The sequence below is a fragment of the Janthinobacterium aestuarii genome, assembly GCF_046113285.1.
Classification (GTDB): domain Bacteria; phylum Pseudomonadota; class Gammaproteobacteria; order Burkholderiales; family Burkholderiaceae_D; genus Janthinobacterium.
In genome coordinates, this window is sequence record NZ_CP142524.1 from 4,992,655 (window position 1) to 5,004,429 (window position 11,775).

Consider the following 11,775-nt stretch of genomic DNA (forward strand, 5'->3'; position numbering starts at 1 on the left):
ATGGGATGGCAAGGAAATACTTGATATTTAGTAAGAATTCGCCAAGGTTCCCAATACTTCCATCAATCTTTGCCGCTTCGCCAGCAGGGTGGGATCAAACGCCGTCCACTGCTGCAGCCGCAACGCATACGCGGGCGCCATCATCCAGCCGAACACCTCCGCCTTGTCTTCCTCGGGACCGTAGGCGGCGTAAAAGCTCACCAGCCCGGGCTGCGGGTGGCCCAGGTTCTGGAAACCCTTGCCGTAGGCCGTGGCGCCGCCCTGGCCGTAGGCTGTGCCAGCCGGGTTCAGGGCCAGCCAGGCAGGGTCGCGGTAATAGAAATCGTTGAACAGCCGGTATTCGATGAAGTGGTAATACTCGTGGTGCACGCGCAGCTCCATGCCGGATGGACACAGGGCGGCCAGCAGGTTGTCGGCGTAGACGACGCTGTCGATGTCCGGCGCCGGCATGGCCAGGCGGCGCTGGCCGTCCACGCTCAAGTCCTTCACCAGCACGACGTGGCGCAAGCCCGTGCGCGCGAAGACGCCGGCCGGGTAGCGCTCCATGGCCGGCAAGACGATGCTGAGCAACAATTGCAGCCCGGCACGGTCCTGCGCCGAGTCACTGAAGGCGTGCGCCTCGCTGCCGGGCATGGACAAGGTCCAGGCGGGCGCCAGCTGCAGCGCCGCCAGGCGCACCGTGGCGATGGCCTGCAGTTGCGCCACGCTGGCGTCCTGTGGCGCGACGGGCGCATAGCGCACGTTCCAGTCGCACTCGCTGCGCATGCTGTCTTGCTGGGCGGCACGCTCGAACGCTTGCGTGTAGGCAGCCGATGGCGCGGACGGGCCGCCGGCGCAAGCGGACAGCAATACAACGGCAAGACAGGACAGCAAACGGCAAGCAGGCATGGGATCTTTCACGGGCATAAAAATGGGGCGCAATTGCTGCGCCCCATTGTACAAGCTGCTAGTTCCTTACAGCATCAGCGCTGGTAATTCTTGAAGAAGTTCCAGCTGATCACGGTGGCGTCCGGGCCCAGCTCATCGCTGAATGGCCAGCCGGGAGGGCCGCCGCTCCACGCGTGGTTCATGCCCTCGATCGTGTACTTTTGCGCGATGACGGCGCCGTTGTGCAGGTAGGTGTCGATGGAGTAGCTGCGGCCGTACGGCACCGTCTGGCGCACGATGCTGTCGGCACGGTAGCGCACGCTGTCATTGTCGAGGCCATCGTCGCCGTAATCGCTGGTTTGCAGGAATTGCTCGATGGTCTGTTCGCCATTGACGGGGTTGACGACGATGTCGGAAGTGCCGTGGAACACCATCGTCGGCATCAGCCGGCGCGGCGAACCGGAGCAGCGCCAGGCATCCTTGCCGCGCACTTTCGGGTCGAAGGAGCTGCCGTTGAACAGCGAATCAGCCGCCGTGACCAGGCCGGTGGCGCCCTTGTACATGCCGCCCGAATGCACCATCACGGCAGCGAACACGTCGGAATAACAGGCGGCCATGATGGACGCCATGGCGCCGCCGGCCGAAATGCCCGTCACGTACACGCGGCTGTCCTGCACCGCATATTTGCTCTTGACCTTGTTCAAGATACCCATCAGCACGGCCGGCTCGCCCGTGCCCCGCTCCTGGTTCAAGGGCAACATGAAGTTCCAGCAGCGCATGGGGTTGGCCGTGACGTTCTGGCGCGGATAGACGACGATGAAGTTTTCACTGTCGGCCAGCTGGTTGTAGCGGCTGACGGCGGCCATGCTGTTCGGCTCGGAACCGCAGCCGTGCAGCATCAGCACCACGGGCAGCGGCGTATTCGGATTGTAATTGCTCGGTAGCCAGACCTGGTATTCGCGCGAGCCCCACAGGCTCGCGTACAGACCGAAGTCCCACTGCCCGGCGGAAGCCGGCAGCGCGGCCAGCAAGCCGCAGGCGGCGATGAGTGCAGATAACAAGTGACGCAGTTGCTGATGCAGATGTGCCATGCCAGTCTCCTGATTATTATTCACGACGAAAACAGCGACAACGACCCGGCTTGACGCACGTCAAGCCGGCACTTCCGACCCGCGAGGCCCGACCCAGCGGGTCCAGCCCCGGCAGTGAAGAACTCTAAAATTTGTAGCCAGCCTTGGCGATGATCTGGCGCGGCGGACCATAGAAACCGTCGAGGATAAACACGGCGGGAATGTTGTAGCCATCCGTGCGGTAGCGCTTATTCCCCAGGTTGCTGCCATGCAAGCTGAAGGTCCAGTTCTTTGGCGCTTCCCACACGACGCCGGCCGTCCAGATGCTGTAGCCGCCCTGCGCCAGGGTTTCGCTCAAGTCCGTCGTCGGATACACCTTGCTGCGATAGCCATAGCCGAGCATGCTGCGCAAGGCACCGCCGAACACGTCGCGGTCCGTGCGCGTCACGTTCAAGCCCACTTGCCGGGCTGGCGTATTGCTGAACTTTTGCGTATCCGCAATGTTCTTGCCGCCGCTCATGAACTCGTCATAGTTGGCATCGAGCAAGGCGAGGAAGCCGTTGACTTCCCACTGGCGATTCGGCCGCCACGAGAATTCGAACTCCGCGCCTTTCACGGTGCCCTTGCCCGCATTCGTGAAGTCGCCATAGAAGCCCGGCACGCCGCCCGGCTGCACATAGCTGGTGAAGACGGACAATTGAATATCCTTGTAGCGGTTGTAGAACAAGGCCACGTTGGCGTCGAAGGTGTCGTCCGGCGCCGCATACTTCATGCCCACCTCCAGCGCGTCGAGTTTTTCATCCTTGTAGGGCCGCGCGGAATCGGGCACCACCAGGTTGTTGGCGCGCACGTTGTAGCCGCCCGACTTGAAGCCGCGCGACAGGTTGCTGTAGAAATTCGTCGTCTTCGACGCTTCATAGCGCACGGAAATTTTCGGCGAGGTATTGCTGACGGATAAGGACTTGTCGAAGTCGGCCGCCGTCTGGATGGGCCGCGTGAAGCCCACATCGGCAAAAGCGCGGTTGAGCACGATGGCGCGCTTTTCCTCGCGCGTATGGCGCAAGCCCGCATTGATGCTCCACACCTTGCCCAGCGGCCAGGTCCAGTCCGTGTACAGCGCCGTGCTGTCCGTCTCCACCGTGCTGACGGCGGTCGTAAACTGGCGCCCCAGGAAGTTGTTGTAGATGCCGCCGCCGGCCGTGCCTTCGAAGCGGTACAGGCCGATCACGCCGGCGCCGTAGTCGCCGCTGTACGAGGCCTGCAATTCCAGGCTTTTCTGTTCGTCGCGCGAATCGCCGAACACGTCGGCAATCGGTTGCGGCAAGCCGTCGAAGTCGATGGTTTGCTCGGACGTGCTGCGCCGCTTGGCGCCGATCACTTTCACGGACCAGTCGTTCGACAAGGTGTAGTTGGCCACCAGCGAACCGCCGCGGTTGTGCGTGAAGTTGTTGCCCGGCATGCCGCTCTGGATATCGTACGCACTGGTGCTGGCGGGACGCTTGAGCGGGTCAAACGCGCTCACGCCCATGCGCTGGAAGCCGCGCACGCCGGACTTGTCGTCCGTGGCGTCCAGGCTCAGCACGACGGTGAGCGGGATGTCCTGCGGAAAGTAGCCGACGGACAGGCGCGCGGCCGTGCTGTCCTGGTCGCTGACCTGTTCGCCGTTAAAGGTGTTGCGGCCGAAACCGTCGCGGTCCAGCTTGGCGGCGGCCAGGCGCGCGCGCCAGGTGCCGCTCTCGTTGGCCAGGTTGAAGGCGGCCTTGAAGTTGCGCTGGTTGTAATTACCGATGCCCACTTCCGCCGAGGCACCGTTTTCCTTCGCCAGGGGGCGCGAAATGTACTTGATGGCGCCGCCGATGGTGTTCTTGCCGTACAGGGTGCCTTGCGGGCCGCGCAGCACTTCGATGCGCTGCACGTCGAACACGTCGAGCAGCGCGCCTTGCGGACGGGCCATGTAGACGTCGTCAAAATAAATGCCCACGCCCGGGTCCACGCCCCAGACGGGGTCGGCCTGGCCCACGCCGCGGATAAACGCGGTCAGGGTGGTATTCGTGCCGCGCGAAGCGTACACGGTCAGGTTCGGCACGCGCTCCTGCAAGTCGGCCAGGTTCTGGATATTCGCCCGTTCCAGGGCCTTGGCGGAAAACGCCGTGACGGCCAGCGGCACGTCCTGCAGCCGTTCTTCGCGGCGGCGGGCAGAGACCGTTACGGTTTCCATGCGTTCTTTTGCGTCGCTGGCTTCCTGAGCGCTGACAGCAGTGGCAGGGCTAGTTTCCTGCGCCTGGGCCTGGGTGGCGAACGCGCCGGCAACGGCGAGGGCGGCGGGCATTAATTTCAAAGCAAGTTTCATAACGTCTCCAATGTCAGGCTTGCTTACCACCAGGGAAGACGGCCGGTTTGCAGAATCGCAAGACGTCACGGTACCCGCGCGCGTGAAGCGAGCACCTGCCCTGCGATGACTGTTTCCCGGCCCCTGCCCGTGCGGCGAGTGGCCTGTTTATTTTGAATGTGTGGCGAGGAAGGACTGCAACAAGGTATTCACACGCTGCGCCTGGTCCAGGGGCGTGGCATGGCGCGAGTTCGCGATGATCTCGATCTCGCACTGCTGAAACTGTGCGGCAAAGGCCCACTTGCTGGCGACGGGCGTGTAATCCTGGTCGGCCGCCATGATGAAGACGGGCATGGCCAGGGCCTGGAAATGGATGTCGATATCCCAGTGGAAAATGGCATCGAGCGCAGCCAGGTAGGCACGCTTGTCCATGCCCGCCATCTGCGTGGCGAAGCGCTCGACCAGGGGCTGCTGTGCCGGATCTGGAAACAGTTTCTTGCCGATGATCTTGCCCATGGCTTTCAGGCCGAAAGTGGCGATCACCGTGCGGCGCAGCCAGTAGGCAAACAGCAAGGACGCGGGTTTGCTGCCCTGGAACGGTTGCGAGTTGATCAGGCACAAACTGGCCACCCGGTCCGGGGCGCGGTTGGCCATTTCCAGGCCCACCATGCCGCCCAGGGAAAAGCCGACGATATGTGCGCGCGGCACCTCGAGCTGGTCCATCAGATTGAAGAGGTCGTTGGCGAAGTCGCCGATCTGCCAATCGCCGTTTGGCGCGGGACTGGCACCATGGCCGCGCAGGTCGGGCACGATCAGCCGATAACTGCTGCCGAGGGCATCGATCTGCGGACGCCAGTCTTCGGCGCAAGAACCGAGGCCGTGCAACAGAAAAATAGGCTCTGACTGCGCAGGATCGCCCTGCTCCCTGCCCAGGTCGAGGTAATGCAATGGAACATCGGATGTCGTGTGACGCCGCATTCTGTCTCCTTGCTGTTGAACATGCTTTGTGTTCAGGTGCAGGAATATGTTTTCCTGCTGTTGGAAAACATAATACGGAATCCGAATTCCGATTTCAAGTTAAATCGCTAAATATCTCAAGTCAGGTAATTTAAAGCAACACGCACCAGTTCATCCTCGAGTGCCGCACCCGACAAAAAGGACAGCGAACCCGTCAAAGTATGCTGGTTCAGGATGCCCAGCAGCACGGGCGGCACGACCATCATCGCCTGCGTGGGGTTCGGGTGGCGGATGCTGGACGACTTGCTGGCCAGCACGGCGACCGTGCGCTGCGAGATCAGATGATTGATCTGGTGCACCCTGTCGCGGAATTGCGCATCCTGCGACGCGCGCGTGATCAAGGCCCGCAAGACGCCGCTGCGCCCGCCATTCACGGCCACGAACATGGCCACCATGGCGCGGATGAAGTCTTCCAGGCTGCGCCCTTCCCACTGGCGCAGTTCCGTCAGGGTCTCGACCTTTTCCACCATGTCGGAAAAAAAGCGCTGCAGCAGCAAGCGGCTCAGGGTGTCCTTGTCGCCCAATAAACGGTAAAAGGTACCGACCGAGGTTTCCGCCAGTCTGGCCAGGTCGGCCACGCCGATTTCATCGAAACGGTTTTCCGCCAACAACTGTTCACCCACCTGCAGCAGGCGTTCGAACGCCTGCTTGCTGCGCGCCTGGGTGGGCTCCGGGGGAACGATCATCTGCGGGAAGGGCATCGGGAAGGAAGGCATGCGGCGTCGGCGTCTCTCGATAGTGGAACCGTGGTTCCGTTATGGGAGCACGTATTGTAACGCGGGAGACGGCCGATGGGGAGCGCCGCGTGGCGCCCTGGCGTGTGCTACCTGCCCTGCCATTCCATGTAGACGTCGGCGCGCTGGTAATGCGCGTCGCCGGCCGGCCGCGCCACGTGGGTAAACCCGCTGCTTTCGTACAGGCGGATGGCGGGCGCCAGCTTGCTGTTCGACTCGAGGAACAGCAGCGTGGCGCCGCTGGCCTCGAAGGCGTCGAAGGCCCGTTCGATCAGCCGGCGCGCAATGCCCAGGCCCTGGCATTCGGGCGTGACGGCCATCTTCGACAGCTCGATGCTATCTCCGCCGGCGCGGATCAGGGCGCAGGTGCCGACGATCTTGCCGTCCAAACGCGCGAGGAAAATCTGCCCGCCATCGTCGAGGATCGAGCGTTGCGGATCGGACAGCACCTTGTCGTCGAGGGCCTCGACATAGAAATAGCGCTCCAGCCATGCGATATTCAGGCGCTTGAAGTCGGCCGCGTAATCGGCGTCGTAATCGATGATTTCCACGGCCGCCCGCTCGCGCTGGCGCCGGCACGCGGCGATCGTCTCGCCAAAGCCCTGCGCCTGCAAGCGCGCTTCGGCCCGGTCCAGGCTGGCCATCAGCTGCGGCGTGCCTTGCTCGAATACCGTATCGACGGCCGCGCGCACGTCGTCCCACAGGGGCGCCATGTTGCGCAGCAAGGCTTGCCCGGCGTCGGACAGCGCCAGCAGGCGGCGCCGCTCATCCCTGGCGTCCGGCAGCTCCGCCACCACGCCGGCATCGAGCAGCTTGCGTCCCAGCTGCACCACCACCGGGTGCGTCTGCCCGATCTGCGCGGCCAGGGCCGTGATCGCCGTGGGGCCGTTGTCGCGCAGTAGCAATAACAAGGGGAAACAGCGTGACGTCAGCTCGACGCCGGCCGCCAGATAGCTGGTATCAACGCCCGCATACAATTGATCGGAAAGACGGCGCAGGCGGCTGGCCAGCATCAGCGAGCCGTAGGTTTGCAAGTTGGAAGACATGTTGAAAGGATATATGTAAGTAGTTACGTATACCCTAACGCAAACGGGCTTTCGGCGTCAAGCGTCGGCGTTTGTTGATCGCTTGTTCATCGCTTATTCATCGTCATCGTCATCGGCCAGCGCCGCCTGCAGCCTGGCCTGGAACACGTTCTCGACCACCTCCCCCAAGCCCGGCCACACTTGTGTCAGCCAGCGCTTGCCGTCCTCGCTCACCTCCACATACGGCGCGTCGCGCGTGGCGCAGGCCCGGCCGATCGCGATGACTTGCTCCGCATCCTCCAGGCCACCGGCGATCATGGCGTCGATGGGCAAGGCGATCAGCCCGGCGGTCAGATGCGGACGCAGCAGGCAGGCTGGGGCGATGATGGCGAACGATGCTTCCACGTAACTCCAGCAGTTGGTGGGCCAGTGGGCAGCCTTGACGGCCTCGAGGAAGGCCGCGTCGCTGAAGGCATCCGGCTGGGCTTGCGCCCGCGCATACAAGGCGGCCAGGGCGACGAGTTGGGGCGGGGAAGTCCAGGTGGGCATCAATCATGATCCAGGCAAAGCCGCACCGGGCTGGCGGCAAAGGCGGACTGTAGCATGTTCAATCAGCACGCTGAAACACCAATGGTCGGGGCATAATCATGGCCGACGCCACTCTCGCCAGCCACAGCCATGCCAACTGCCTTTGAACTCTGGAAAGCCGAATTACTAATTGTGGGCAACATTATCCAGGATGACGATACCTCCACACCGTCCGATGAAGCGCAGCGGCGCTTCCAGCGCTACTGCGCCATGCTCGATGCGCTGACGGGCAAGGAAGGCGCGCACTACGCGCTGGCGATTGTGCAATCCGTGCAGGCCGAGCACGATTACGGCGCCTACCAGACGGCCAGCCGCGCCGCCTGGCGTTTCGGCGAGACGGCGTATTGCACCGCCCTGCTGCACGAACTGCCGCGCCTGATCGCCACCCTGCCCGACTGGGCGGGTGACTTTCTCGTCGGTATCGCCAACGGCGCCGGCACGCCCAACGCCTCGGCCATCACCTGCTTCAACACCCTGCTGGCCGCCGCGCCGCCCGCGCAGCAGGCGCTGATCGCGGCATTTATTGCCACGGAAGAAGACGATGGCTGGTTTGAGCATTGCCCGGGCGTGCTGGGCGCCGCTGCAGGCGAGCACTACGCGGGCGTGATGCCTGGCCAGGACGGTGCCGCCGGCTACCAGTTGTTCCTGCTGCCCGGCGAGGCCGATGCCCTGCCCTGGCAAGCCGCGCTGGACTGGGCCGCGGCGCGCGGCGCCTGCCTGCCGACGCGCAGCGAGCTGGCCTTGCTGCACGCCAACCTGGGCCACGCCTTCCCGGATGCCTGGTACTGGTCGTCGGAAGCGGACGCCATCCTGCCCCGCATGGCGTGGAGCCACGATTTCGACAACGGCACCCAGTACAACTATCGCAAGACTTATTCAGGCCGCGCCTGCGCCGTGCGCCGGGTCACATTGGCGCCATCGGCCGACGCGCCCATCGCCCTGCAGCCGGGCGAACGCTATGCCGGCCTGATCCTCGGCTGGGATGGCGCGCCCGATTACCACCTGGTGCTGCTGCCGGACGAGTACGAGCAGGAGAACCATTCCTGGCAAGCCGCATCCAACTGGGCTGCCAGCCTGGGCCACAGCCTGCCGGATCGGCGCGAGCAGACCTTGCTGTATGCGACATTGAAAGAGGCGTTCCGGCCGAACTGGCACTGGTCAAGCGAGCCTGGCGACATCGAAGGCGAAGCCTGGTGCAAGGATTTCGACACGGGCGTCGCCTACCAGAACGCGCGCGCGTTTGACGGCTACGCGCGCTGCGTGCGCCGGGTGCTTGCTTAGTGCTTGTATAGTGCGCGTTTGCTCAGGCGAGCGTTCCCCAATCATCAAGGAAACCCATGCTGTTATCACTCGACGATCCCATCTGGCCCACCCTGGAAGGCGGCTACCGCATGCCCTACGACGTGGCCGGGGCGCTCAAGGCCATGCAGGCGGGCGAGGACGTCTGGCATGAGCTGTGGGAAGAGCTGCACCACCAGGGCGACGTGGGCGTCGCCTCGTATGCGGCCGTGCCCCAGCTCGTCCAACTGCTGGGCAACGCACCATCGCGCGAGGAAGATTTCTATGCGCTCATCACCCTGATCGAGCTGGAACGCCACCGCAAGCACAATCCGCCGCTGCCGGACTGGCTGGCCGCCAGCTATCAGGCGGCCTGGGCGCAGTTGCCCGCCATCGCCGCGCGCGAGCTGCAGGGCCAGCTGGATCCCGCCATGCTGGAATCCGTGTTCGCCGTGCTGGCCCTGGCCAAGGGCAACTTGCGCCTGGGCGCCCTGCTGCTGCACATGGACTCGTCCGAAGCGGACGAGTGGCTGGAAGAGCGTCTCGGCTGGTCCGAAGTCTATGGCGCAGACGTCTAGCGGCTAGAAACGCTCGTCGCGCAGCGCCGGCAGCACCAGTTCGCGCACGAACGAGGCATTCGACAGGTTCAGCAGCATGCGCACGACGGCGACGACGTCATGCACGGGGATCAGCTCGCCTTCGCCCCGCGCGGCGGCGTCCGCCAGCGGCACGGACAAGCCATCGTAGGTATTCAGATAACCGAGTTGCAGCGCCGTCACGGCCAGGCCCTGTGCGCGGAAACCTTCACGCAAGGCATCGGCGATGCCGTTCAGGGCGAATTTCGAGGCGCTGAACGTCACTTCCGGGCGGCCGCTCTGGCGCAGGCCGGACGTCGAGCCCGTGAGGATCAGCTGCGGCTTGCCGCTGGGCAGCAAGCGCGGCACCAGCCGCTTGAGCAGCAATATCGTTGACGTGATGTTGGTATTGACCATGTCGACGATAGTTTCGTCCGCATCGCCGAGGAAAGCGTAGTCGTCGCTGAAGGCTTTTTCTTCCCACACGCCCAGGTTGTAGATCACCGCGTCCAGCACGGCCGGCGCTGCGTGGGCGATGCGTTCGACCGCCTCCGCGGGTGCGGCCAGGTCCGCCGCGATCCATTGCAGCCGCGTGCCCTGGCCGGCAGGCAAGTCGGCGGGTTGCTGGCGCGATACGCCGATGACGGCATGTCCGTCAGCAAGCAAACCGTCCAACAGCGCGCGCCCCAGGCCCCGGCTGGCGCCCACGATCATGATATGCATACTGTGTCCTTTCCAATGAAGTCAACGCCGATGATAGCGGCGTTGTATTAAGCACAGCTGAGGCTGATCCCCGTACGCCCCGCGTTTACTCACGCGGCGGAAATGCGTATGCTAGATCTGGCAATCTCCGATAACACACAAGAACGAGACACATGCCTACTTCCAACACCGCCGCCATCCACGCCGCAAGCCGTCCCCTCACCCAGCAAGACTATAAAACCCTGTCGCTGGCCGCCCTCGGCGGCGCGCTGGAATTCTACGATTTCATCATCTTCGTCTTCTTTGCCAACGCCATCGGCCAGTTGTTCTTCCCGCCGGAAATGCCGGAATGGCTGCGCTTGCTGCAAACCTTCGGCATCTTCGCCGCCGGCTACGTCGTGCGTCCGCTGGGCGGCATCGTCATGGCCCACTTCGGCGACTTGCTCGGCCGCAAGCGCATGTTCACCTTGTCCATCCTGATGATGGCCGTGCCGACCCTGCTGATCGGCCTGCTGCCGACCTACGCCAGCATCGGCCTGGCGGCCCCGCTGCTGCTGCTGCTGATGCGCATCTTCCAGGGCGCGGCCGTGGGCGGCGAAGTGCCCGGTGCCTGGGTGTTTGTGTCCGAACATGTACCGAGCCGTTTCACGGGCTTTGCCTGCGGCGTGCTGACGGCCGGCCTGACGGTGGGCATCCTGCTCGGTTCGCTCGTCGCGACGGGCCTCAACACCGTCTATACGCCGGCGGAAATCAGCGAGGGCGCCTGGCGCTATCCCTTCCTGCTGGGCGGCATCTTCGGCTTCGGCGCCATGTATCTGCGCCGCTGGCTGCATGAAACCCCCGTCTTCGCGGAAATGCAGCAACGCAAGGCCCTGGCCACGGAAATGCCTTTGAAATCCGTGCTGCGCAGCCACCGCGGCGGCGTCGTCGTATCGATGCTGCTGACGTGGATGCTGTCGGCCGGCATCGTCGTCGTCATCCTGATGACGCCGGCCCTGCTGCAAAAAATCCACCACATCGCCCCACGCACCACCCTGGTCGCCAATACCGTGGCCACCCTGTGCCTGGCCTTCGGCTGCATCATCGCCGGCATGCTGGCCGACCGCCTGGGCGGCAAGCGCGTGATCTTCACCGGTTCCGTGCTGCTGGCCATCAGTACCTATATCTTCTACACCACCGTCGGCAGCCGCCCCGACCTGCTGCTGCCCCTGTACGCGATGACGGGCCTGTTCGTCGGCGTCGTCGGCGCCGTGCCCTACGTGCTGGTGCAGGCGTTCCCGGCCCAGGTGCGCTTCTCGGGACTGTCGTTTTCCTACAACTTGTCGTATGCGATTTTCGGCGGCCTGACGCCCGTGGTCGTGACCCTGATGCTGAAGAACAATGTACTGGGTCCCGCCTATTACGTGATCGGCGTGTGCGTGATCGGCATGTTGACGGCGCTGTTCATCAAGGATCAGCGGCAGACCGTGGGACGCTAAATCAGCCGCCAGCGGCCAAGGCCACCTTCGGGTGGCTTTTTTTTCGCCCAGATTTTGTCGCGCTGCACCAAATTCTGAAAAGACGTTTCACATCGCGGAATTCCGAACAGCA

Annotated in this window: 11 protein-coding genes; 3 read left to right on the plus strand and 8 right to left on the minus strand. The window is 63.7% G+C overall.

The window, feature by feature from the left end:
- Window positions 1-27: 27 nt before the first annotated feature.
- The 7 genes from OX462_RS22500 to OX462_RS22530 all read right to left on the minus strand — a co-directional run bounded on the left by OX462_RS22500 (window position 28) and on the right by OX462_RS22530 (window position 7,591).
- Window positions 28-888 carry a hypothetical protein gene (locus OX462_RS22500; protein WP_409027089.1) on the minus strand — a complete coding sequence of 287 codons (861 nt, stop codon included), beginning with the start codon at window positions 886-888 and terminating at the stop codon, window positions 28-30.
- A gap of 74 nt (window positions 889-962) precedes the next feature.
- Complete coding sequence (locus tag OX462_RS22505) at window positions 963-1,958, minus strand: extracellular catalytic domain type 1 short-chain-length polyhydroxyalkanoate depolymerase (protein ID WP_409027090.1); 996 nt, start codon at window positions 1,956-1,958, stop codon at window positions 963-965.
- A 124-nt stretch (window positions 1,959-2,082) separates the two neighbouring features.
- Entirely contained in the window at window positions 2,083-4,287 is a 2,205-nt protein-coding gene (locus OX462_RS22510) for a TonB-dependent receptor (protein WP_409027091.1), read from the minus strand.
- 147 nt (window positions 4,288-4,434) lie between these two features.
- Window positions 4,435-5,244, minus strand: a complete 810-nt coding sequence (locus tag OX462_RS22515) for an alpha/beta fold hydrolase (protein ID WP_409027092.1) — start codon at window positions 5,242-5,244, stop codon at window positions 4,435-4,437.
- A gap of 116 nt (window positions 5,245-5,360) precedes the next feature.
- Window positions 5,361-5,999, minus strand: coding sequence for a TetR/AcrR family transcriptional regulator (locus OX462_RS22520; protein ID WP_230503576.1), 639 nt, complete (start codon window positions 5,997-5,999; stop codon window positions 5,361-5,363).
- Between the two features lie 107 nt (window positions 6,000-6,106).
- Entirely contained in the window at window positions 6,107-7,063 is a 957-nt protein-coding gene (locus tag OX462_RS22525) for a bifunctional helix-turn-helix transcriptional regulator/GNAT family N-acetyltransferase (RefSeq protein WP_409027093.1), read from the minus strand.
- A 93-nt stretch (window positions 7,064-7,156) separates the two neighbouring features.
- On the minus strand, window positions 7,157-7,591 hold the full coding sequence (locus tag OX462_RS22530; RefSeq protein WP_409027094.1) for a hypothetical protein: 435 nt from the start codon (window positions 7,589-7,591) through the stop codon (window positions 7,157-7,159).
- A gap of 129 nt (window positions 7,592-7,720) precedes the next feature.
- On the opposite strand from OX462_RS22530, the gene OX462_RS22535 reads away from it, so the two are divergent.
- The gene (locus OX462_RS22535; RefSeq protein ID WP_409027095.1) at window positions 7,721-8,911 is read left to right on the plus strand and encodes an Lcl C-terminal domain-containing protein; all 1,191 of its coding nucleotides are present in this window, start codon (window positions 7,721-7,723) and stop codon (window positions 8,909-8,911) included.
- 56 nt (window positions 8,912-8,967) lie between these two features.
- Complete coding sequence (locus tag OX462_RS22540; RefSeq protein WP_409027096.1) at window positions 8,968-9,486, plus strand: hypothetical protein; 519 nt, start codon at window positions 8,968-8,970, stop codon at window positions 9,484-9,486.
- A 3-nt stretch (window positions 9,487-9,489) separates the two neighbouring features.
- On the opposite strand, the gene OX462_RS22545 is transcribed toward OX462_RS22540, so the two are convergent.
- Entirely contained in the window at window positions 9,490-10,206 is a 717-nt protein-coding gene (locus OX462_RS22545; RefSeq protein WP_409027097.1) for an SDR family oxidoreductase, read from the minus strand.
- Window positions 10,207-10,358: 152 nt separating this feature from the next.
- Here OX462_RS22545 and OX462_RS22550 point away from each other — a divergent pair, with 152 nt between their 5' ends.
- A complete protein-coding gene (locus tag OX462_RS22550) occupies window positions 10,359-11,663 on the plus strand; it encodes an MFS transporter (protein WP_409027098.1) in 1,305 nt (434 codons plus the stop codon).
- Window positions 11,664-11,775: the final 112 nt, after the last annotated feature.